The following is a 21,364-nucleotide window of genomic DNA, read 5'->3' on the forward strand; positions in this document are numbered from 1 at the left end:
TTTGCCCCGCGCGTGGGCTTGGGACGGCTCAGACCGCGGCCGAGAGCCCGGCGCGGCTCTGTCTGAACGGCACAAAGCCCGGCAGTGCTTCGATCCTGCGCAGCAAGGCGTTCACGCGCGGATACGCGGAGAGATCGACGTTGCCTTCCGGGGCGCGGGCGACGTAGCTGTAGATCGCCACGTCGGCGATGGTCGGCCGGGTCCCGACGAGCCACTCGCGATCGGCGAGATGTGACTCGATCCTGCCGAGGATGACGTGCGCGCGGGCGATCACTTCATCGGTATTGAAGCTGGCGCCGAACACGGTCACGAGCCGGGCGGCGGCGGGACCGTAAGCGATCTCGCCCGCCGCGACCGACAGCCAGCGCTGCACCGCAGCGGCTTCGGCCGGCGCATCGGGTAACCAGTCGTTGCGGCGGTGCTTCTTGGCGAGGTAGACGAGGATGGCGCCCGAATCGGGGACTACGACGCCGTCGTCGTCGAGCACCGGCACCTGTCCGAACGGATTCAGCGCCAGGAATGCAGGCTGCTTGTGAGCGCCCGCCATGAGATCGACTTCCACCAGCTCGTGCTGCAGGCCGAGCAGGGAAACGAACAGCTGAGCGCGATGCGCATTGCCGGACAACGGATGGGTGTAAAGCTTCATGACGAGGCCTCCAGCGGCGTGTTCGGGGGATCGGGACCGTTCCCTTTCCGCCCGAACAGCTTGGCCCGCGGCGCGTACTGCGGGAATCACCGTTGTCGGCACTGGATCATTGCGTGGAACGCAACAAACGAACGGCCTGTGGCGAGTCGATCGCCACAGGCCGTTGAGGGGGCTCGCGACGACTCAGATCAGTTCGATCGCGAGCGCGGTGGCTTCACCGCCGCCGATGCAGAGCGTCGCCAGGCCGCGCTTGAGCTTGCGGTTCCTGAGCGCGTGCAGCAGCGTCACCAGCACGCGCGCACCGCTGGCGCCGATCGGATGGCCGAGCGCGCAGGCGCCGCCGTTGACGTTGACCTTCTCGTGCGGAATGCCGAGCTCGGCCATCGCCGCCATCGGCACCACCGCGAAGGCTTCGTTGATCTCGTAGAGATCGACGTCGGCCGCGGTCCAGCCGATGCGCGAGAACAGCTTCTGCATCGCCCCGACCGGGGCGGTGGTGAACCAGCCCGGTTCCTGCGCGTGCATGCTGTGGCCGAGCACGCGGGCGATCGGCTTCAGGCCGAGCTCGGCGGCCTTGCTCGCGCGCATCAGCACGAGCGCGGCGGCGCCGTCGTTGATCGACGAGCTCGAAGCCGCGGTGATGGTTCCGTCCTTCTTGAACGCGGGCTTGAGCGTGGGGATCTTGTCGAGCTTGATCTTGCCGGGGCCTTCGTCGACCGACACCACGGTTTCGCCGCTGCGATCGCGCACGGTCACCGGCACGATCTCGTCGGCGAAAGCGCCGTTGGCGATCGCGGCCTGCGCGCGCTGCACCGAGGCGGTCGCGAAGGCGTCCTGATCCTGGCGGCTGAACTTGTACTTGGCGGCGCAATCTTCGCCGAAGGTGCCCATCGAGCGGCCGGCCTCGTAGGCATCCTCGAGACCGTCGAGCATCATGCTGTCGAAGATCGGCGAGTGGCCCATGCGATAGCCGCCGCGGCCCTTGCTGAGCAAAAACGGGGCGCCGGTCATGCTCTCCATGCCACCGGCGACGACGATGTCGGCGCTGCCCGCGACGATCGCATCGTGGGCGATCATGACCGCCTTGAGGCCCGAGCCGCAGACCTTGCCGATGGTTGTGCAGGGCGTGCCGAGCGACAGGCCGGCCTTGAGCGCGGCCTGGCGTGCCGGCGCCTGGCCGACGCCGGCCGTGAGCACGCAGCCCATCAGCACTTCGGAAACCGAATCACCGGCGAGCCCGGCCTTGGCGAGCGCCCCGCGGATCGCCGTGGCGCCGAGCTCGGGCACCGGAACGTCCTTGAACGCGCCCTGGAAGGCGCCCATGGGCGTTCGGACGGCGGAGACGATGACGACGGGATCGCTGGACATGGCGGGCTCCAAATTGAGGTGCCGCACCATACCGCAGCAGTCGATTCCGCACAGTGGCGGTAGCCGCCATTATTCGCGCTGCGATGGCGGTTTTTGTCGTCAGGCCAGACGGTGGTGTCGCCCGGAAAGTTGGCTGGGCGCGGCTGCCGCGATGCTCAGAAACGGAGGCTCAGCGCAGCGAACAGCTGCCGCCCGGCGGCCTGCTGCGCGAAGTAGGTGCCCGGGAAGAAGCTCGCGTCGGCGACCTGGTTCAGCACGCGCTTGTCGGCCAGGTTGGTTCCACCGACGGCCAGCGACCAGGTCTGCTCGGCGTTCGAGACGATCAGGCGCGCGTTGTAGAGCGTGTAGGCCGGCACGTGCGTGTTCGGATCGAGATCGACGTCGGTGTACTGGTCGCCCTGGTAGATCACGTCGCCCGCGAGCTGGCCGCCGAGGCCGAAGAACAGCGGGAAATCCAGCGTCGGTGTCAGGGTCGCGGTTTGGCGCGGAGCGAAGGCGATGCGACGGCCGCCAAGGTCTTGCGTGGCCCCGAGCTGCAGCGCCCCGGTCTGCGGATTGCGGACCGGAGCGGGCGCCTCCGGATAGCGGTCGTAGCTCGCGTCGAGCAGGCCGAACGAACCCATGATGCGCAGCGGGGTGAACGGCGTGATCCACATGAAGTCGGCTTCGAGGCCCTTGGAAGTGGCCACCGCCGCGTTGCTGACGTTGGTGATCACGCCCTGCAGCGCGAGCACCTGCAGATCCTCGAAGCGCGTGTGGTAGAGCGTCGCGTTGAAGCGCAGCGTGCGATCGAAGAACGTGGTCTTGGCGCCGAGCTCGTAGGTCTGCGCCTTCTCGGGCTTGAACTCGAGATCCTCGCCCGTGTACGAGAGCGCGTTGAAGCCGCCGCTCTTGTAGCCGCGCGTGTACGAAGTGAACAGGTTGATGCCGTTGTCGCCGAAATACTGCAGCACGATCTTCGGCGAGACATCGGTCTCCGAACGCTTGAGCGGGCGCCGCTGGTCGGCCGACGGATAATCGTTCGCCCCGAGCAGCGCGGCCATGATGCACGCGGTGTCGGCGCGCCGCGGGCAATGCTGCGTGCCGGAGGCATCGACGGTCTTGCTTTCGCGATTGATGCGAATGCCCGGCGTGATCGCCCAGTGATCGGTCAGATACCAGGTCATCTGGCCGAACGCGGCATACGAGCTCACGTCCTGCTCGTAATCGAACTGGTAGTAGTCGGGGCCGAGCAGCGGTCCAATGATGCTGCCAAGAATCGGCAGGCCCGGCAGCTGCAGGCCCGGGACCGATCCCGGTGCGATGCCCGCGAGCTGGAAGAAATCCTGGGTGAGCAGATACGAGGCGATGTCCTTGCCGGCCTGGATGCTCGCATCGAGCACGTAGTTGGAGTCGTACCAGAATACGCCGCCGACGAACTCGACTTTCTGCCCGAGCCCGAACAGGCTGTCCGCGTCGGCCGAGAAGCGCAGCTCGGCCGAGAACTGCTTGTGGTCCTCGTGGTTGTCGAGGCTCGCGATGTCGGCCGGCGAGACATCGAGCTCGTTGAGCTGGTCGATGTAGAAGCGCGAGCCCGCGAGCATCAGCACGCTCTGCGCATTGCGCAGGCCGCCGAGTTCGCCGATGTCCCACTGCGTGCGCACGCCGAGCGTTTCGGAGCCTTTCTCGATGAAGCCCGGCGTGTTGAACTCGGTCTGGAAATCCTTGGGGTTGTCTTCGATGTTCGGATCGAAGCCGCTCAGATAGGTACGCGTGTCCGCATCGAGCTTGTAGAGCTGGTAGGGCCAGAACGGAGCCTTGGTTTCCGAGCCCTGGATGAGCACGTCGGTGGTGACCGAATCGCTCAGCAGGAAGCGCAGCTTGCCGCGCGCGGCTTTCTGCTCGAGCTTTTCTTCGTCGCGATCGAGGAAGCTGTTGTAGAGCTGGCCGTCTTCGCTGCGATAAAGCCCGGAGACGCGCATGCCGAACCAGTCGTTGAGCATGCCGCCCGCACCGGCTTCGACCCGGTGCGAGTTGTTCGAGCCGTATTGATAGCGGCCATCGGACGTGAACACGTCGCTCGGGTTCTTGGTGGTTACGTTGAACACGCCGGCAATGGTGTTCTTGCCGAACAGCGTTCCTTGCGGCCCGCGCAGCACTTCCACGCGCTCGACGTCGAACATCGATTCGGTGAAATAGCCCGGGCGGCCGTAATAGATTTCGTCCTGCACGAAGCCCACCGAACTCTCGAAGCTCGGGTTGAACGCATTGGTGCCGAAGCCGCGGATGAACAGCTGCGGAGAGCCGAGATCGTCGGCATCGACGCGCACGTTCGGAATGTACAGCGAAGCGTCGGCCAGGTCGGCCGCGCCGGTTTCCTTGATGAAGTCGCCGCCGAGCGCGGTGACCGAAACCGGCACGTCCTGCAGCGATTGCTGGCGCTTCTGCGCGGTGACGACGATCTCGGCGATCTGCGCGGGCTCGTCGCTGGACGCCATCGGGGCCTGCGCTTCGGTAGCGGAAGGATCGACCGGAATCGTCGCCAGCGGAGGCTCGGCGGGCGCTTCCTGGGCGGTGACATCGTGCGCCGACATCAGCCCTGCGAGCAGGGCCAAGCGCATCGCACTCCTGCGCGTGATCGCCGCCAGCGGGCGTTCGCCCGCGAGCTTCACCTTTGCCTCAGCGGTTCGCTTGGCCATCGTCACTCCCATGACTTGCCCCACTCCGAGTCCTGCGTTTTTCCTAGTTGCCAGTGGACATCCGGCAATATGTAATCCACCCGACCAATGCGTCGAAGAATATGCGAAAACCGTGCTGCGACCGTCAGTCGAAACGGGTTTTCGTGTGGGAATACCAACTCAATCCGATGAGCGTCCAGATGCCTCGCACGCTTTGCCTGCTGATGTTTTGCGTCATGCTCGCCGCTTGCGGCAAGAACCAGGATTCGCCTCCCGCAGCGCCCGCGAGCGCCGCGGCGAACCTGCGTCCCGCCGATGCGGCGCTCGCGAGCGTCTACGACCAGAGCTGCAAGGCCTGCCACGCGACGCCGGCCAGCGGGGCGCCGCAGACGGGCGATCGCGCGGCCTGGGCTCCGCGAATCGCGCAGGGCATGGGCACGTTGCTCGAACATACGGTGATTGGCTACAAGGGCATGCCGCCGCTCGGCTCCTGCGGTGATTGCAGCGAAGACGAATTCGCCGCGCTGATCCGCTTCATGTCCGCGGAGCCCGGCCTGTGAAGCGCCGTGATTTTCTGAGCGCCTCGCTCGCCGCCGCGGCGCTTCCGCTCGCGGGCTGCGACGATCACGGCGCGGCCAACATGCCCAAGCCGCCGGCCGCGACCGTCGGCCCCGATGGCAAGCGGCTGCTGCCCTGGCAGAACTGGTCGGGCTACCAGCACTGCCTGCCTGCCGAGCGCCTGACGCCGAAGAACGAAGACGAACTCGCCGCGCTGCTGCGTTCGGCCAGGACCCCGCTGCGTCCGGTCGGAGCGGGGCATTCGTTCACGCCGCTGGTTCCGACCGAGGGCGGCATCGTGTCGCTGCGCCATTTCGATGGCCTGATCGCGCACGACGCGACTACGCTGACCGCCACCGTCGGTGCGGGCACCAAGCTCGGCCAGCTCGCCGAACTGTTGCAGGGCATCGGCCAGGCGCTGCCGAACATGCCCGACATCGACGAGCAATCGATCGCCGGCGCCACCGCAACGGCCACGCACGGCACCGGCGAGACGCTCGGCGCCCTGCACAGCCAGATCATCGGCCTGCGCCTGGTGACGCCGCGCGGCGAGGTGCTCGATTGCAGCCGCCAGAACAATCCCGAGATCTTCGATGCGGCGCGCGTTTCGCTCGGCAGCCTCGGCGTCATCACGCAGCTCAGCTTGCAGAACGTGGCGACGCACAATCTCAAGCGCCGCGTCTGGTTCGAACCGATCGAGCAGCTCATCGAGCGCTTCGACGAATACGCTGCCCGGCATCAGAGCTTCGAGATGTACTACCTGCCGTTCTCGGACCAGGCGATGGCGATCTCGATCGATCCGACCGACGAGCCGCTGCGTCCGCGTGGCGCCGAGCAGGACAACGATGCGGTCATGGGCATCAAGAAGCTGCGCGACTACCTGAGCTGGTTCCCGGCCGCGCGTCGCAAGCTCATGAACCTGGCGACCGAGGACTACGAGCCCGAAGAAGCGGTCGATGTCTGGAACCGCATCTTCCCGTCGAACCGCGCGGTGCGCTTCAACGAGATGGAATATCACCTGCCGCGCGAGCAGCTCATGCCCACGCTGCGCAAGGTGCGCGAGCGCGTCGAGAGCCAGCATCACGAAGAGTTCTTTCCGATCGAGATCCGCACCGTCAAGGGCGACGATGCCTGGCTCAGTCCGTTCTACGGCCACGCGGTGTCGGGTTCGATCGCGGTGCATCGTTACTACGTCGAAGATCCGCTGCCTTATTTCGCCGACATCGAGCCGCTGTACCAGCCGCTCGCCGGGCGGCCGCACTGGGGCAAGATGAACACGCTCAAGGCGGCCGATTTCGCGAGCCGCTATCCGAAGTGGAAAGATTTCCTCGACGTGCGCGCCTCGCTCGATCCCGATGGGCGCATGCTCAACCCTTATCTGAAACAGGTATTCGGAATTGGCTAAGTTCAGTTCGCGCCGGCGTTTGCTTCTGGGCGCCGCGGTCGCCGCTCCGGTCGCGGCCGCGGTGGCGCTACGTCCGAGCGAAAAGGGCGGGGCGCACGATGCCTACTTCATGCAGCTGCAGCAGGCGCTGCGCAAGGCCGGCTTGTTCCGGCCGACGCTGGTGATCGATCGCGAAAAGCTCGATCACAACATCGCCTGCCTGCGCTCGCACCTGCCGGCGAACAAGGGCTATCGCATCGTCGAGAAATCGCTGCCGAGCCTCGAGTTGCTGCGCTACGTGCGCAAGGCCACGGGCACCGATCGGCTCATGAGCTTTCACCAGCCGTTCCTGAACCTGATCGGGCGCGAGATGCCCGATGCGCAGGTGCTCGTCGGCAAGCCGATGCCGGTCGGGGCCGCGCAGCGTTTTTACGAGCGGCACGATCCATCCAGTGGTTTTGTGCCCGAGCGCCAGCTGCAATGGCTGCTCGATACGCCCGAGCGCATGGCGCAGTACCGCGAGCTCGCGCGTGCGCGCCATCGCGATCATGGCGAGCGCATGCTGGTCAATCTCGAGCTCGACATCGGCCTGCATCGCGGTGGACTGCACGGCCCGCAGGCGGTCGTCGAAATGCTGCGCGAGCTGCAAAAAGAGCCGTCGATGAAGTTCTCGGGTTTCATGGGCTACGAAGCGCATGCTTCGAAAATGCCGGATTTTCTCGGCGGCCCGCGGGAGGCGCTCGCCGAGGCGCTCGGCCTGTATGCGGATTGCGTGGCCGCTGCGCGTGAGGAACTCGGGGCCGCTTTCGACGACAGGACGCTGACGCTCAACGCCGGCGGCAGCAGCACCTATGAGCTCTACGACGAGTCCGCCCCGTGCAACGAAATCTCGATGGGCTCGGGCCTGGTCAAGCCGACCGACTTCGATCGCCCGACCCTGGCCGATCACGTGCCGGCCTGCTTCATCGGCACGCCGGTGCTCAAGGCGCTCGATCGCTCGGAGATCGCGGGCCTCGAATCGCTGACCGGCGCGTTCGCGGCCTGGGACCCGAACACGTCGCGCGCGTTCTATCTCTACGGCGGCTACTGGTACGCGGACATCGTTTCGCCGCCGGGCCTGCAGCACAACGCGATCTGGGGCCATTCGACCAACCAGGAGCTCGTCAACGGCTCACGCAAGGTGGAGCTCGCGGTCGACGATTTCGTCTTCCTGCGTCCGCACCAGAGCGAGTCGGTGTTCCTGCAGTTCGGCGACATCGCGGTCTATCACCAGGGCGACATCGTCGCGAGCTGGCCGGTGTTCGATTCCGCGGCTTGAGCTGCGCGCGGCGCGAAGTCCGCACGGTGTTTTCATGATGGCGCGTAGCGCGGCGATATGCGGATCGGCGATCGACGTCGTTCGCTTGTGCGCAAAGCGTGCGCTGCGCGCAAATCACAGTAGAATGCCGCGCACCCGCTAGCCGTCGCGCTTCCATTCAGCACGCGGGAGTCGAGAACAGTTGGACGCGACTGAATTTAAGGAGATGAAAATGGCAGCAGCTGATGTGGTTTCGACGACGGCCCTGATCGAGCAGATCTCGGCGAAGTCCGGCCTTTCCAAGGCGCAGGTGAAGTCGGTTCTCGGTCTGTTCGTCGAGAGCACCGCCAAGCACCTCAAGAAGGGCACCAAGGTTCGCGTGAGCGGCCTCGGTACCTTCGCCAAGTCGTCGCGCGGCGCGCGCAAGGGCCGCAACCCGTCGACCGGCGAGGCCATCAAGATCAAGGCCTCGAAGTCGGTGCGTTTCAAGCCGTCGACCACGCTCAAGGGCTCGCTCTAAAGCAAGCCCCGCGGTCAAGAAAAAGCCCCGAGATATCGGGGCTTTTTCGTTATGCGGAGGGCTGTTCCGGTCAGTTCGCGGCAGACGGCGTAGCCTTGAGGCAGGCCAGCGTCGCGGCCAGGAAGGCGCCTTCGAAAACCAGCGCGTAGACGATGTAGGACGAGGCTTCGCCGGCCATCGCGGCGCCGATCACGCGGCCGGAGAAAGTGCCGCCGAGCAGAAAGCTCATCGCGATGAGCACGCCGCGGCGCCAGGCGGCGCACAGCGCGCCGCCGATGATCAAGGCTCCGAACGCGATCTGCATGCCGCCGTAGATCGCGCGCAGCTCGGTGTCTCCGGTCGCGCCGGTGGAGACGATGCTGGCCATCGCGAGCGCCTGTGGTCGCACGAATACCCAGACGCCGAACGCGGCCCAGGACAGGCCGGCGAACCCCATGAAAGCGCGTGTCAGCATGCTGGCTTCTCCTCTTCGAATTTCGGGGTGAGCCGCATCATGGCATGCCGCATCCGGAGCGGGAATGCAATGTTGGCAAGCGCGGCGGTGCGACGTATCGTCTGGGCCCTTTTTCGCCGCAAGTCGACCACCTCGCATGGCTGCTTTTTCCGATTCCGTCGTCCGCCGCATCTACCAGACCATTGCCAGCGACATCGCGGCGCAGACCCGCCAGGTCGAAGCCGCCGTCGCGCTGCTCGACGAAGGCGCGACCGTGCCGTTCATCGCGCGCTATCGCAAGGAAGTCACCGGCGGGCTCGACGATACCCAGCTGCGCAACCTCGAAGAACGCCTCGGCTATCTGCGCGAACTCGAAGAGCGCCGCGCCGCGGTGATCGAATCGATCGGCGGGCAGGGCAAGCTCACCGACGATCTCGAAGCCAAGCTGCAGGCCGCGACGACCAAGGCCGAGGTCGAGGATTTGTACCTGCCGTACAAGCCCAAGCGCCGCACGCGCGCCGAGATCGCACGCGAAAACGGACTCGGCCCGCTCGCCGAACAGCTGCTCGAAGACCGCAGCCTGGTTCCGCAGACCGTCGCCGCGAATTTCGTCAACGACAAGGTCGCCGACGTGAAGGCTGCGCTCGACGGTGCGCGCGACATTCTGATGGAGCGCTTCGCCGAGAATGCCGAGTTGCTCGGCCGCCTGCGCCAGTATCTGCGCACGCAGGCGGTGCTGCGTTCGCGCGTGATCGACGGCAAGCAGGAGGCCGGTGCGAAGTTCTCCGATTACTTCGATCATGCCGAGGCCTGGAGCAAAGTCGCGAGCCACCGAGCGCTCGCGATGATGCGCGGTCGCAACGAAGACATCCTGATGCTCGAACTCGAGGTCGATGCGGACAGCACCGCTGCGATCAAGCCGATCGAGCAGATGATCGCCGATGCCGAAAACGTCAAGCCGGCGCGCGGCGCCTGCGATGCCTGGCTCATGGAAGTGGCGCGCTGGACTTGGCGCGTGAAACTGTCGGTGAGCCTGTCGGTCGACCTCATGATGGAGCTGCGCACGCGGTCGGAAGAGGAGGCGATCGACGTGTTCGCACGCAATCTCAAGGATCTGCTGCTCGCGGCGCCTGCGGGCTCGCGCGCGACGATCGGCCTCGATCCGGGCATCCGCACCGGCGTGAAGGTGGCCGTGGTCGACGGCACCGGCAAGCTGCTCGAAACCGCGACGGTTTATCCGTTCCAGCCGCGCAACGACGTGCGCGGCGCGCAGGCCGAGATCGCGCGACTGATCAAGCAGCACGACGCGCAGCTCATCGCGATCGGCAACGGCACTGCGAGCCGCGAGACCGAGAAACTCGTCACCGATCTGCTCGCGCTGCTGCCCGAGCCGCGTCCGCGCAAGGTCATCGTCAGCGAGGCCGGCGCTTCGGTGTATTCGGCGTCGGCCGCCGCGGCTGCGGAGTTCCCGAATCTCGATGTCTCGCTGCGCGGCGCGGTATCGATCGCGCGCCGCCTGCAAGATCCGCTCGCCGAGCTCGTGAAGATCGAGCCGAAGTCGATCGGTGTCGGCCAGTACCAGCATGATGTCGATCAATATCGCTTGTCGAAGGCGCTCGATGCGGTGGTCGAAGACGCGGTGAATGCCGTCGGCGTCGATCTCAACACCGCCTCGGCTTCGCTGCTCGCGCGCGTGTCGGGCGTGGGGACTTCGCTGGCCGATGCGATCGTGTTCCATCGTGATCGCCAGGGCGCGTTCCGCTCGCGCAAGCAGTTGCTGGAAGTGAGCCGACTCGGGCCGAAAACTTTCGAGCAGTGCGCGGGCTTCTTGCGCATTCGCGACGGCGAGGAGCCGCTCGACGCTTCGGCCGTGCATCCGGAAGCCTATGAGGTGGCGCGGCGCATCGTCAGCGCCTGTGGACGCGACCTGCGCTCGCTGATGGGCGATAGCGGCGCGCTCAAGAAGCTCGATGCGAAGCAGTTCGCCGACGAGCGCTTCGGCCTGCCGACGGTGCGCGATATCCTGAGCGAGCTCGAAAAGCCGGGCCGCGATCCGCGACCGGAATTCCGCACCGCGAGCTTTGCGGACGGCATCAACGAGGTGAAGGATCTGAAGCCCGGCATGGTGCTCGAGGGCACGGTGACGAACGTCGCGGCCTTTGGGGCTTTCGTCGATATCGGTGTGCATCAGGATGGGCTCGTGCACGTCTCGCAGCTGGCCGACAAGTTCGTGAAGAATCCGCACGAGGTGGTGAAGGCGGGCGATATCGTCAAGGTGCGCGTCGTCGACGTGGACCTCAAGCGGCAGCGTATTGCGCTGAGCATGCGCAAGGATGATGGCAGTGCTTCGATGCCGCGTTCTGCTGCGGGTGGCGATGCGCCGTCGTCGCGTGATCGGCGTGGGCCGCCGCCTGGCAAGGGTAAGCAGCAGGAAGTGAAGCCGCCGAGTGCGCTGGGGGCTGCGTTGTTCGAGGCTTTGAAGAAGTAGCTTGGTGTAGCGGCTGCCTGCCTGTTGCGGCTGCTCGCTCTTGCTTGGTGGTGGCCTGAGAGCTTTTGTCCTTCCCGGACGGGGGTTACTTTCTTTGCTCGTGCAAAGAAAGCACGCCCCTGAAGTCCGCGCCCCTCGCGATGAAGCCGCGAGGGGTTCCCGGCCGAATCGACGTGCTCGGGGTCGGCTCGACGCGACGTCGTGTCGCGACGAGCCTCAAGCGGCCATCCTTGGCCGCTTGACCCGCTGCGCGCGCCGCTTCGGCCGGCGCTGCCAAGGGGATCGGGACTGGCTCGCTTCGCGTCGCTGCTTGCGAAAGCGGGGCTTCTTATGGAATTACGCGCCTCTGCCTGAAGTCGTCGAAGATGCCCTTGAACATCGCCTCGGTATCGACGTAGTCGTGGAAGCCATATCGCCGGGCCTTGCTGCCATCGGCGAAGAAGTCGTAGTCCCAGCCGAACACGAAGTCGCCGAATCCCCACGATGACAGCTCGCTCCAGCGATGCGCTGCCAGGCCATGACGCTCGCGCATCGCGTTCCAGAGCGGCTCCTTGTCGGCCATGACGCTGGCGAGCGACATCGTCAGCGGTGGCGCGACTTCGATCTCGAAATGTTTCGCGATGCGCGGCCAGAGCTGGTTCCAGCGGAACAGGTCGCCGTTGGTGATGTTGAAGGCCTGGTTGGCGCAACGCGGTTCGGTCGCGGCCCAGACGGTGGCGCGGGCGAGCAGGCCGGCGTCGGTGACTTCCATGAGCGTGTCGTAGGCGCCGGGTTTTCCGGGGAATCGCAACGGTAAACCCAGTTCCTTGCTGATCGCGGCGTAGATGCCGATCACCATCGCGAGGTTCATCGGATTGCCGAGTGCGAAGCCGCAGACCACGCTCGGGCGGATCGCGGACCAGCTCCAGCGCTTGCCGCGCTGCTGCGCTTCGAGAAAGCGTTGCTGATCGACGTTGAACTCGGGCGGCATGTGGCCTGGATCGTCTTCGCGCGCGGGCGTCTTGAACGGGCCCAGATGTGCGCCGTAGACCTTGTAGCCCTGCATGAGGCTCACGTGGCGCAGGTCGTCGGCGACACCGGCGATGGTTTGCACGACGTTGCGCAGCATCGTCATGTTGGGCTCGACGAGTTCGGCCCAGGTCGGACGATCCTGATACGCGGCGTAGAACACGTGCGTGACCTCGCGAAGATTCGCGAGCTTGCTGCGCGTGTCGTCGGCATCGAGCAGATCGACGGCGATGTGGCGCAGTCGCGCCGTATTTTCTCCGCCGCGACGCGAGAGGCCGATGATCTGCCAGTCGTCGAGCCTGCGCAGATGCTCGATCAGGTTGCGCCCGATCACGCCCTGGGCGCCGACGACGAGTGCGGTCTTGTTCATGGCTCAGGCCTCCAGCGCGGCACTGCGGCGGGTGCTCGGCTTGCCGCTGCGCAGCCCGATCCAGGCGGTTGCGAGCGCGGCGAGCGGCATCAGCGCGCCGACCCACGGAAGTGCGGTCAATCCGAGCCCATGATCGATCGTCATGCCGCCGAGCCAGGCGCCGAGCGCGTTGCCGAGGTTGAAGGCGCCGATGTTGAAGCTCGAGGCCAGGCTCTGGCCGGCGCCGGACGCTTTCTCGAGCACCCACATCTGCAGCGGCGGCACCGTGGCGAACGCGGCCGCGCCGAGCAGGCCGACGAAGATCACGGTGAGTACCTGGCTGTGCACGACGAAGCTCATCAGGCCCATGACGATGGCGAGCGCCAGCAGCGAGCCGAGCAAGGTCGGGCCCAGATGGCGATCGGCGAATTTGCCGCCGAGCAGGTTGCCGATCACCAGGCCGCCGCCGAACACCAGCAGGATCGGCGACACCGCGGCGTCCGCGAAGCCGCTGATCTGCGTGAGCAGCGGGGCGATGTAGGTGAACACCACGAATACGCCGCCGAAGCCGACCACGGTCGCGAGCAGGCCCAGCAGCACGGCCGGGCGCATGAGCGCGCGCAGGTCGCTGCGCCAGTCGCTCAACTCGGGCTTGCCTGCATCGCGCGGCACCAGTGCGGCAATCACCGCCATGGCGGCGATGCCGACGATGGCGACGGCCCAGAAGGTCGCACGCCAGCCCTGCATCTGGCCGAGCCAGGTGCCGAACGGAACGCCCAGCACGTTCGCCACGGTGAGCCCGGTGAACATGATCGCGATCGCCGAGGCGCGTTGCTGTGGGGCGACGAGCTGCGTCGCCACCACCGAGCCGACGCCGAAGAAGGTGCCGTGCGCGAACGAGGTCAGCACGCGCGCGGCGAGCAGCGTGGCGTAGTTCGGCGCCAGCGCGCAGGCGAGGTTGCCGAGCGTGAACACCGCCATCAGCGCGAGCAGCGTCGCCTTGCGCGGCCAGCGCGCGGTCCACACGGTCATCAGCGGGGCGCCGACCATCACGCCGAGCGCGTAGCCGCTGATCAGCACGCCAGCGGTCGGCAGCGACACGCCGAAGTCGGCGGAGACCTGCATGAGCAGGCCCATGATCACGAATTCGGTCACGCCGATGCCGAAGGCGCCGATCGTCAGCGCGTAGAGCGCGAGCGGCATCTTGCGAGGCACGTCGCGGCTTGGGGTTGAAGACATCGCCAGCTCCTGCGGATTTCGAGGCTCGCTACAGTGCCGAGGTCTTCGATTGGTGATAAGAATGCGCGGAGGAAGAACAATCGTGCATTGGATGCATGAATGAAGGGGCTCGCGCATGGACAATCGCACCGGGGAAATCGAGGCCTTTCTTCGCAGCGTCGATGCGGGCAGTTTCGCGGCCGCGGCCCAGCAGCTGCGGCAGACGCCGTCGGCCGTGAGCCGCTCGGTCGGCCGACTCGAAGCACGGCTCGGCGTGCGTCTGCTGCAACGAAGCACACGCGCCCTCACGCTGACACCCGAAGGCGAGGCCTACCAGCGGCGAGCGCAGGCGATCCTGCACGACCTCGACGAACTCGAAGCGAGCTTCACGGCCGATCGCGCCGAGCCACGAGGGCGTCTGCGGCTCAATATGTCGGCGCCGTTCGGCCTGCATCGCGTGCTGCCGGTGCTGCCGGAATTCCTCGAGCGTTACCCGAAAGTCACGGTCGATGTCTCGCTCAACGACGCGCTCGTCAATCTCGTGGACGAACGCACCGACATCGCGATCCGCCACGGGCCGCTGCGCGATTCGAGCCTGCGGGCGCGCAAGCTCGGCAGCAGTCGATGGATCGTCGCGGCCGCCCCCTGCTATCTCGAGCGTCGCGGCACGCCGAACAAGCCCGACGATCTCGATGCGCACAACTGCCTGAACTTCAACTTCCGGCGCTCGATCGAGGGCTGGAGCTTTCGCGTCGCCGGAGCGCTGCAGCAGCGCAGCGTGAGCGGCAACTTTCTCGGCAGCTCCGGCGAGGCCTTGCGCGTCATGGCCGTGAGCGGCGCGGGTATCGTGCGGCTCGCGCATTTTCTCGTCGGAGCCGACATCGCCGCAGGCCGGCTCGTGCCGATCCTCGGCTCCTGCCACGACGGCGACACCGAGGACATTCATGCGCTGTATCTCGGCCAGGGCAGGCCTTCGGCGCGCGTGCGCGCGATGCTCGATTTCCTTGTCGAGCGAGCTTCGGTCACGGAATGAGCTTTCGCGACATCTGTCTTTCTTATTGACAAAAAAGAGACAAATGACATCATGAAGCCATGAAGCTCAAGCGCATCGACACCTATACCGAGACCGATCTGCCCGCCGCGCAACGGGTCGCCGACGCCTCGGCCCAGGCTTACGGCACCGACCAGCACGGCTCCGCGGTTCCCGCGGGCGATGCCGGCGCCGACTGGATCGTGCGCCGCAATGCGGTCGGCTTGCGCCAGGCTTTTGCGATCGCCGAGGCCTGGGAGCTGCCGCAGGCGGCGCTCGGCACGCTGCTCGGCACGGTGCCGCGCAACCTGCAGCGCTGGCGCCAGCAGGTCGAAGCGGGCGAGGGGCTCAACCTGTCGGCCGATACGGTCGAGCGCCTGAGCTATCTGCTCGGCATCTGGAAGGCGCTCGGCATTCTGCTGCCGACCCCGGCCAACCGGCTGCTCTGGCTGCGCAACGCCAACACCGACGCACCGTTCAACGGCCAGGCGCCGCTGGCTCGCCTGCTCGCCGGGCAGGTGGCCGATCTCTACGTCGTGCGGCATTACCTCGACGGCGCCCGCAGCTAGCCTCGGCCGGAGCTTTCTCATGGATGAGCCCGACTACGGCGCCCTGCGCACGCGCCGTATCGACGAGCCGCTGCATCGCATCGTGCCGAGCCGCTTTCCGACCGCGCTGCTGTTCGATGCGGCCCGCAACGAAGACGAGCTGCTGATGCTCGCCGAACTCGAAGGGCTCACCAACGATCGGCTGCGGCAGGAGCTCGGCCAGATCCAGCTGGTGCCGAGCGGCGAGGGGCTCTACGGGCCGGGCGCGACGCCGGTGATGGCCGCGTTCTGCCACCCGGCGCCTTCGCGCTTCACCAATGGACTGTTCGGCGTCTACTACGCGGGGCTCAGCGAGCAGACCGCGATTCTCGAAACCGTCTACCACCGCGAGCGCTTCCTGCGCGCCGCCGGCATTGCGCGCGAAGTGCTCGAAATGCGCTGTTACGTGACGCATCTGCAGCAGAACATGACGCTGCTGCCGAGCACCCAGCGCGACTCGCTGCTCGATCCGGACGATTACACGGCGGCCCAGCGCTTCGGCGCGGCCCTGCGCAAGCGCGGCGCCTGGGGCGTTTTCTACAGCAGCGTGCGCGATACGCCCGACGGCCGCTGCGTCGCCGTGCTGCGACCCAGGGCACTCGCCCCGGCGCGCCAGTCCTCGCACTTTCGCTATTGCTGGGACGGCAGGCGCATCGACCGGGTCGAGAAGATCGAGAGCTACGCGATCCGCGAAGCCTGACGCTGCTGCGTCTCGGGTATAAGCTCACGCCCATGTCCGCTCGCTATGCCCCTGTCGCCAACCCCTGGCCGGCTCCACCGGCCGAGCGCGGCTGGGCACAGCTGATCCGCCAGTCCTGGTTGCGCTGCCGCAGCCAGTTCGAGCTCAAGCCCGAGATCCGGCGCGAGCCCAGCGTGCTGGGCGCCGAGGAGATTCGCCGTCGTCGTCGCGCACTCGGCAGCCTGTTCGAGATCGCGGCGCTCGAAATGCAGGCCTTGCAGCGCAGCCTCGGCGTGCCGGCCGGACTCACGCTGACCGATGCCGAAGGCGTGATCCTGTACTTCCACGGCACCGCTTCGTTCACGCGCGAAGCCCAGCGCGCCGGCATGCGCGAAGGTGCGATCTGGACCGAGGCCGAAGTGGGCACCAACGGCATCGGCACCTGCCTGGTCGCCCACGCGCCGGTGCTGATCCACCGCGAAGAACACTTCCTGCGCCAGAACGCGGCGATGGTCTGCTGCGCGGCTCCGATCCGCGACGGGCGCGGCGAAGTGGTGGCGGTGCTCAACCTCTCGTATGGCCAGGGCGACTCGGCCGCGGCCACGCTCGCGCTGGTGTCGCAGACTGCGCGCTCGATCGAAATGCACGCCCTGTTGCAGCAATCGCGCGATCGCTACGTGATCCGCCTGCACGCGCATCCGGCGCTCGTCACGAGCGGCTCGGGCGCGCTGATCCTGGCCGATGAGGAAGGTCTCGTCACCGGACTCAACCAGACTGCGCGCGACTGGCTCGGCGAAGACAGTGCCGCGGCGCTGATCGGCCAGCCCGTGGTGCAAAGCATCGGGCTCGATCTGCGCCAGCTCGGCGATTGGGCGCGCCGCTCTCCGTGGCAGCCGCAGCGGCTCGGTGTCGACGAGCTCTACGTGCTCGTGCAGCCTCCGCAGACGGCCGTGCTGCCCGGAGCGGACGTGCTCGACCAGGCCGAGCGCCAGGCGCTGCTCGACATGGTCGAATCCTGCGGCTGGAACATCACGCAGGCCGCGGCGCGCCTGAACATCGACCGCAAGACGCTGCATCGCAAGCTGCAACGGCACCGCCTGACCCGGCCGCGATAGCCCGATAGTGGCCGGTTGCCGCCGATTGACGGCGGCTGGGGCACAAACGCCCCAGGTTTTGAACCCGCCCCCCGTATTTTTTTAAGCTGGCGGCCACCCGGCGTCGTCGGTCCTCGTGCCTGCGCGTCATTCGTCGAAAAAGTCCATCAGGAGACCCCATGAAAACCCGCGCCGCCGTCGCTTTCGAAGCCAAGAAGCCGCTGGAGATCGTCGAGCTCGATCTGGAAGGCCCGAAGGCGGGCGAAGTGCTCGTCGAGATCATGGCCACCGGCATCTGCCACACCGATGCATACACGCTCGACGGCTTCGATTCCGAAGGCATCTTTCCGTCCGTGCTCGGACACGAAGGCGCGGGCATCGTGCGCGAAGTCGGCGCCGGCGTGACCAGCGTCAAGCCCGGCGATCACGTGATTCCGCTCTATACGCCCGAATGCCGCCAGTGCAAGAGTTGCACCTCGCACAAGACCAACCTGTGCACCGCGATCCGCGCCACGCAGGGCAAGGGCGTGATGCCCGACGGCACCACGCGCTTTTCGTACAAGGGCAAGCCGGTCTATCACTACATGGGCTGCTCGACGTTCAGCAACTTCACCGTGCTGCCCGAGATCGCGGTGGCGAAGATTCGCGAGGACGCGCCGTTCGACAAGGCCTGCTACATCGGCTGCGGCGTCACCACCGGCGTCGGCGCGGTGATCAACACCGCCAAGGTCACGCCGGGCTCCAACGTGATCGTGTTCGGCCTCGGCGGCATCGGCCTCAACGTGATCCAGGGCGCCCGGCTCGCGGGCGCGGACATGATCGTCGGTGTCGACATCAACGACGACAAGGAAGACTGGGGCCGCAAGTTCGGCATGACGCACTTCGTCAATCCCAAGAAAGTCCCGGGCGACATCGTGCCGTATCTCGTCGAGCTCACCGGCGGCGGCGCGGACTACACCTTCGATTGCACGGGCAACACCACGGTGATGCGCCAGGCGCTCGAAGCCTGCCATCGCGGCTGGGGCGAATCGATCGTCATCGGCGTGGCCGAGTCGGGCAAGGAGATCGCCACGCGTCCGTTCCAGCTCGTCACCGGGCGTGTCTGGAAGGGCACGGCTTTCGGTGGTGCGCGTGGCCGCACCGATGTACCGAAGATCGTCGACTGGTACATGAACGGCAAGATCCAGATCGACCCGATGATCACGCACGTGCTCAAGCTCGAGGACATCAACAAGGGCTTCGACCTGATGCACGAAGGCAAGTCCATCCGCAGCGTCGTGGTGTTCTGAGATGAGCATCGAAACTCCAACCTCAGTCGAAATTCGCGGCGAGCACGCCTGCTTCGGCGGGCGCCAGGGCTTCTACTCGCACCAGGCCAAGAGCACCGGCACGAAGATGAACTTCTCCGTGTACCTGCCGCCGCAGGCCACGCAAGGCAAGGTTCCCGCGGTGTATTACCTCGCGGGCCTGACGTGCACCGAAGAGACCTTCATGATCAAGGCCGGAGCGCAGCGGCTCGCGGCCGAAGCGGGCCTTGCGCTGGTGACCTGCGATACCAGCCCGCGCGGCCTGAACCTGCCGGGCGATTCGGATGCCTGGGATTTCGGTGTCGGTGCGGGTTTTTATCTCGATGCGACGCAGGCGCCGTGGGCCGGCCACTACTGCATGGGCAGCTACGTGAATCTGGAGCTGCCGACGCTGATCGAGGTGAACTTTCCGGTGCTCGACGACAGGCGCGGCATCTTCGGCCATTCGATGGGCGGACACGGCGCGCTGGTGACGGCGCTGCGTCATCCGCAGCGCTGGCAATCGGTCTCCGCGTTCGCGCCGATCAGCAATCCGGTTGCGGTGCCGTGGGGGCAGAAAGCGTTCGGCAACTATCTGGGCGCCGACCAGGAACGCTGGAAGGACTACGACGCCAGCGAACTCATTCGCACGCGTGCGTATCCGGGCCTGCTGCTCGTCGATCAGGGCAACGCCGATCAGTTCCTGGAACGCGAACTCAAGCCCGAGGCGCTCGAAGCGGCGGCGAAGGTCTCGGGCCAGCAGCTCTGGCTGCGCCGGCACGAGGGCTACGATCATTCGTACTGGTTCATCCAGAGCTTCATCGCCGATCACATCGCGCATCACGCCGGTTTGCTGAAGTAAGAAAGACGCAGCAAAAAGCGCCGGTTTTTTGCTCTGTCACGGAGCAACGAACCGGCGCTTCGGTTTTGGCCACTGGAACGTTGTGATCACTGCGCGGCGCTGAGCCACTTGCGATAGTCCGCAGCAAACGTGCGATCCGAGTGGTAGCCCACCTGCAAGGCCACTTCGGTCGTCGGCGTTCCGTCGGCGAGCCTGTCGTGCGCCGCGCGCATGCGGCAGTTCATGAGCACCTGCCTGGGCGATTCGCCGAACGCGCGCTGGAACTCCCGATTCAGCAGGGGCGTGGCGAGGCCGACGTGCCGGGCGATGCGCGTGGGCGTGATCGGATGCGTGAAATGGGCCTCGATGAACGCGCGCGCCTCGAGCATGCGCAGGCTGGTGCCCGATGCGCGACGCGATGCGGCCACCGAAGCGCCCGGATCACCATCGAGCCGATTCACGTCGGACGCGCGGCGGTGCCGCCACGTCGATGCGCAGGCGGAAACAGCTTGCCCGGAGATTCGTTGTCGGAGCTCCGGCGGTCGGAGCGGGTCAGGGCGGTCAGTAGCAGGGCGATCAGCAGGCAACCTGCCAGATCCATCAGTACGAACCAGAACAGATCGTTCATGGCGTCCTCTCTCGTGTTTGCCGTGATGCGGGTGGCTTGCAAGTCGAGGCTGGCCGGGCATTGTCAGTTTAAATGATAATTCTTATCATTCACAACAAGACGCAGTCCGACCGATCATTTGGTTTCTCCCCAAGGCGCCGCGCTTCGCGGCGCTGATTTTTCCGGGAGAACGTTGCAGCCTGGCGTGATCGCTCGCCGGCCCCGACCCAGGAGAACGACCATGCGTTCGATCATCCGGCGCCACCGCGTCCGCGCGCTCGCCTTGCTGGTTCCGATGCTCGCGAGCGCCTGCGGCAGCAGCGGTGCGAGCCTCTTCGAAGACACGCCGCGCGCAGCGCCCGAAGCCGATCGCCGCGCGATTCTCGCGATGCTCGGCGACTACGACGTGAGCTTCGATTTCAATGAAACCGTGGTGCTGCGGGCCGGCTATGAACGCCAGCCGGGGCGACGCACGGGCGGGCACGAGGCGGTGATGCTCGTCGAAGATCGTCACGAACGCATCTCGCTCCAGCACGTGCTCGTCTCCGACGAAGGCCACGTGACCAAGCACTGGCGGCAGGACTGGCAGTGGCAGGCGGCCCAGCGTTTCGAATTCACCGAAGACCAGACCTGGCGAATACGCGAGCTCACGCCGCAGCAGCGTCGCGGCAGCTGGACGCAATGCGTGTTCGAAGTCAGCGATGCGCCGCGTTACTGCGGCACCGGCCGCTGGGTGCACGATGCGCAAGGCATCGCGACCTGGACCTCCGACCCCACGTTCCGTCCGCTGCCGCGCCGCGAATTCACCAAGCGCAAAGACTACAACGCGATCCTCGCGATCAATCGCCACACGGTCACGCCGCTGGGCTGGACGCACGAGCAGGACAACACCAAGCTCATCCGCGACGGGCAGAAGATCAGCGGCGCAATCGTGCGCGAGTTCGGCTTCGACAATTACGCGCACGCCGCGGGCAGCGGCGACGACGTCGTGAACTTCAAGCCCGCGCACGATTACTGGGCCGCGACGAAGGCCTATTGGGCGCAGGTGCGTTCGATCTGGGACGGGTACCTCGTGAACGGCAGCGGCGTGCGCCTGAAGACCGGGCTCGACGGCATGGCCATCATCATTCCGACGTTCGAACAGGCCGAGCAGGCGCAGGCCGGCAAGATGCCCGCGCGCTCCGAAATCCAGGCGGTGTTCGATCAGTGGGCTACGCAGCCCGAAAACGAGAGCACAACGGCTGCCGAGAGCCCATAGGCAAGGACGAGCAGCTACCGATTCGGCGGCGATGGCTTCGCCGCAACATCCGTAGG

Annotated in this window: 20 protein-coding genes; 12 read left to right on the forward strand and 8 right to left on the reverse strand. The window is 66.2% G+C overall.

Going from position 1 to position 21,364, the window contains the following annotated elements; all coding sequences use genetic code 11:
* Positions 1–28: 28 nt before the first annotated feature.
* The 3 genes from WQQ_RS14860 to WQQ_RS14870 all read right to left on the reverse strand — a co-directional run bounded on the left by WQQ_RS14860 (position 29) and on the right by WQQ_RS14870 (position 4,692).
* Entirely contained in the window at positions 29–646 is a 618-nt protein-coding gene (locus WQQ_RS14860) for a glutathione S-transferase family protein (RefSeq protein ID WP_007186036.1), read from the reverse strand.
* Between the two features lie 183 nt (positions 647–829).
* Positions 830–2,014 (reverse strand): acetyl-CoA C-acyltransferase, encoded by a 1,185-nt coding sequence (locus WQQ_RS14865; RefSeq protein WP_007186037.1) that lies wholly within the window; start codon positions 2,012–2,014, stop codon positions 830–832.
* Between the two features lie 155 nt (positions 2,015–2,169).
* Complete coding sequence (locus WQQ_RS14870) at positions 2,170–4,692, reverse strand: TonB-dependent receptor (protein WP_157534702.1); 2,523 nt, start codon at positions 4,690–4,692, stop codon at positions 2,170–2,172.
* Positions 4,693–4,871: 179 nt separating this feature from the next.
* On the opposite strand from WQQ_RS14870, the gene WQQ_RS14875 reads away from it, so the two are divergent.
* The 4 genes from WQQ_RS14875 to WQQ_RS14890 all read left to right on the forward strand — a co-directional run bounded on the left by WQQ_RS14875 (position 4,872) and on the right by WQQ_RS14890 (position 8,430).
* Positions 4,872–5,231: a c-type cytochrome gene (locus WQQ_RS14875; RefSeq protein ID WP_007186039.1), complete on the forward strand. Its 360-nt coding sequence runs from the start codon at positions 4,872–4,874 to the stop codon at positions 5,229–5,231.
* A complete protein-coding gene (locus WQQ_RS14880) occupies positions 5,228–6,634 on the forward strand; it encodes a D-arabinono-1,4-lactone oxidase (protein WP_007186040.1) in 1,407 nt (468 codons plus the stop codon). Before WQQ_RS14875 ends, WQQ_RS14880 begins: the two co-directional genes overlap by 4 nt.
* Positions 6,627–7,931, forward strand: a complete 1,305-nt coding sequence (locus WQQ_RS14885; protein WP_040454198.1) for a DSD1 family PLP-dependent enzyme — start codon at positions 6,627–6,629, stop codon at positions 7,929–7,931. The genes WQQ_RS14880 and WQQ_RS14885 overlap by 8 nt, the downstream gene beginning before the upstream one ends.
* A 211-nt stretch (positions 7,932–8,142) precedes the next feature.
* A complete protein-coding gene (locus WQQ_RS14890) occupies positions 8,143–8,430 on the forward strand; it encodes an HU family DNA-binding protein (RefSeq protein WP_007186042.1) in 288 nt (95 codons plus the stop codon).
* 70 nt (positions 8,431–8,500) lie between these two features.
* Here the strand turns inward: WQQ_RS14890 and WQQ_RS14895 are convergent, their stop codons facing one another.
* Complete coding sequence (locus tag WQQ_RS14895; protein ID WP_007186043.1) at positions 8,501–8,884, reverse strand: DUF4345 family protein; 384 nt, start codon at positions 8,882–8,884, stop codon at positions 8,501–8,503.
* 136 nt (positions 8,885–9,020) lie between these two features.
* On the opposite strand from WQQ_RS14895, the gene WQQ_RS14900 reads away from it, so the two are divergent.
* Entirely contained in the window at positions 9,021–11,351 is a 2,331-nt protein-coding gene (locus WQQ_RS14900; RefSeq protein ID WP_007186044.1) for a Tex family protein, read from the forward strand.
* A 328-nt stretch (positions 11,352–11,679) separates the two neighbouring features.
* Here the strand turns inward: WQQ_RS14900 and WQQ_RS24390 are convergent, their stop codons facing one another.
* Together WQQ_RS24390 and WQQ_RS24395 are read right to left on the reverse strand one after the other, a co-directional pair.
* A complete protein-coding gene (locus WQQ_RS24390) occupies positions 11,680–12,729 on the reverse strand; it encodes an SDR family oxidoreductase (protein WP_007186045.1) in 1,050 nt (349 codons plus the stop codon).
* Between the two features lie 3 nt (positions 12,730–12,732).
* Positions 12,733–13,911 carry an MFS transporter gene (locus tag WQQ_RS24395; protein ID WP_040454199.1) on the reverse strand — a complete coding sequence of 393 codons (1,179 nt, stop codon included), beginning with the start codon at positions 13,909–13,911 and terminating at the stop codon, positions 12,733–12,735.
* A 151-nt stretch (positions 13,912–14,062) separates the two neighbouring features.
* On the opposite strand from WQQ_RS24395, the gene WQQ_RS14915 reads away from it, so the two are divergent.
* The 6 genes from WQQ_RS14915 to fghA all read left to right on the forward strand — a co-directional run bounded on the left by WQQ_RS14915 (position 14,063) and on the right by fghA (position 19,464).
* Entirely contained in the window at positions 14,063–14,959 is an 897-nt protein-coding gene (locus tag WQQ_RS14915) for a LysR family transcriptional regulator (RefSeq protein WP_007186047.1), read from the forward strand.
* Positions 14,960–15,018: 59 nt separating this feature from the next.
* The gene (locus tag WQQ_RS14920) at positions 15,019–15,525 is read left to right on the forward strand and encodes an antitoxin Xre-like helix-turn-helix domain-containing protein (protein WP_007186048.1); all 507 of its coding nucleotides are present in this window, start codon (positions 15,019–15,021) and stop codon (positions 15,523–15,525) included.
* Positions 15,526–15,544: 19 nt separating this feature from the next.
* Positions 15,545–16,243, forward strand: a complete 699-nt coding sequence (locus WQQ_RS14925; protein ID WP_007186049.1) for an RES family NAD+ phosphorylase — start codon at positions 15,545–15,547, stop codon at positions 16,241–16,243.
* Positions 16,244–16,275: 32 nt separating this feature from the next.
* Entirely contained in the window at positions 16,276–17,337 is a 1,062-nt protein-coding gene (locus WQQ_RS14930) for a helix-turn-helix domain-containing protein (protein WP_007186050.1), read from the forward strand.
* A 158-nt stretch (positions 17,338–17,495) separates the two neighbouring features.
* Positions 17,496–18,605, forward strand: coding sequence for an S-(hydroxymethyl)glutathione dehydrogenase/class III alcohol dehydrogenase (locus tag WQQ_RS14935; protein WP_007186051.1), 1,110 nt, complete (start codon positions 17,496–17,498; stop codon positions 18,603–18,605).
* 7 nt (positions 18,606–18,612) lie between these two features.
* A complete protein-coding gene (fghA, locus tag WQQ_RS14940; protein ID WP_040454591.1) occupies positions 18,613–19,464 on the forward strand; it encodes an S-formylglutathione hydrolase in 852 nt (283 codons plus the stop codon).
* Positions 19,465–19,550: 86 nt separating this feature from the next.
* Here fghA and WQQ_RS24400 read toward each other — a convergent pair whose 3' ends face one another.
* On the reverse strand, positions 19,551–19,904 hold the full coding sequence (locus WQQ_RS24400) for a helix-turn-helix transcriptional regulator (RefSeq protein WP_007186053.1): 354 nt from the start codon (positions 19,902–19,904) through the stop codon (positions 19,551–19,553).
* Complete coding sequence (locus WQQ_RS24405) at positions 19,901–20,071, reverse strand: hypothetical protein (protein ID WP_007186054.1); 171 nt, start codon at positions 20,069–20,071, stop codon at positions 19,901–19,903. The genes WQQ_RS24400 and WQQ_RS24405 overlap by 4 nt, the downstream gene beginning before the upstream one ends.
* Positions 20,072–20,291: 220 nt before the next feature.
* Between WQQ_RS24405 and WQQ_RS14950 the strand changes: the two genes are divergently transcribed.
* The gene (locus tag WQQ_RS14950; RefSeq protein WP_007186055.1) at positions 20,292–21,308 is read left to right on the forward strand and encodes a DUF6607 family protein; all 1,017 of its coding nucleotides are present in this window, start codon (positions 20,292–20,294) and stop codon (positions 21,306–21,308) included.
* Positions 21,309–21,364: the final 56 nt, after the last annotated feature.

Source organism: Hydrocarboniphaga effusa AP103 (assembly GCF_000271305.1).
Lineage (GTDB): Bacteria > Pseudomonadota > Gammaproteobacteria > Nevskiales > Nevskiaceae > Hydrocarboniphaga > Hydrocarboniphaga effusa.

Coding starts and splice junctions, on each gene's coding strand:
- WQQ_RS14860 (WP_007186036.1), bottom strand. CDS start 646: ATGAAGCTTTACACCCATCCGTTGTCCGGCAATGCGCATCGCGCTCAG.
- WQQ_RS14865 (WP_007186037.1), bottom strand. CDS start 2,014: ATGTCCAGCGATCCCGTCGTCATCGTCTCCGCCGTCCGAACGCCCATG.
- WQQ_RS14870 (WP_157534702.1), bottom strand. CDS start 4,692: ATGGCCAAGCGAACCGCTGAGGCAAAGGTGAAGCTCGCGGGCGAACGC.
- WQQ_RS14875 (WP_007186039.1), top strand. CDS start 4,872: ATGCCTCGCACGCTTTGCCTGCTGATGTTTTGCGTCATGCTCGCCGCT.
- WQQ_RS14890 (WP_007186042.1), top strand. CDS start 8,143: ATGGCAGCAGCTGATGTGGTTTCGACGACGGCCCTGATCGAGCAGATC.
- WQQ_RS14895 (WP_007186043.1), bottom strand. CDS start 8,884: ATGCTGACACGCGCTTTCATGGGGTTCGCCGGCCTGTCCTGGGCCGCG.
- WQQ_RS14900 (WP_007186044.1), top strand. CDS start 9,021: ATGGCTGCTTTTTCCGATTCCGTCGTCCGCCGCATCTACCAGACCATT.
- WQQ_RS24390 (WP_007186045.1), bottom strand. CDS start 12,729: ATGAACAAGACCGCACTCGTCGTCGGCGCCCAGGGCGTGATCGGGCGC.
- WQQ_RS24395 (WP_040454199.1), bottom strand. CDS start 13,911: ATGCCGCTCGCGCTCTACGCGCTGACGATCGGCGCCTTCGGCATCGGC.
- WQQ_RS14915 (WP_007186047.1), top strand. CDS start 14,063: ATGGACAATCGCACCGGGGAAATCGAGGCCTTTCTTCGCAGCGTCGAT.
- WQQ_RS14920 (WP_007186048.1), top strand. CDS start 15,019: ATGAAGCTCAAGCGCATCGACACCTATACCGAGACCGATCTGCCCGCC.
- WQQ_RS14925 (WP_007186049.1), top strand. CDS start 15,545: ATGGATGAGCCCGACTACGGCGCCCTGCGCACGCGCCGTATCGACGAG.
- WQQ_RS14930 (WP_007186050.1), top strand. CDS start 16,276: ATGTCCGCTCGCTATGCCCCTGTCGCCAACCCCTGGCCGGCTCCACCG.
- WQQ_RS14935 (WP_007186051.1), top strand. CDS start 17,496: ATGAAAACCCGCGCCGCCGTCGCTTTCGAAGCCAAGAAGCCGCTGGAG.
- WQQ_RS24405 (WP_007186054.1), bottom strand. CDS start 20,071: ATGAACGATCTGTTCTGGTTCGTACTGATGGATCTGGCAGGTTGCCTG.
- WQQ_RS14950 (WP_007186055.1), top strand. CDS start 20,292: ATGCGTTCGATCATCCGGCGCCACCGCGTCCGCGCGCTCGCCTTGCTG.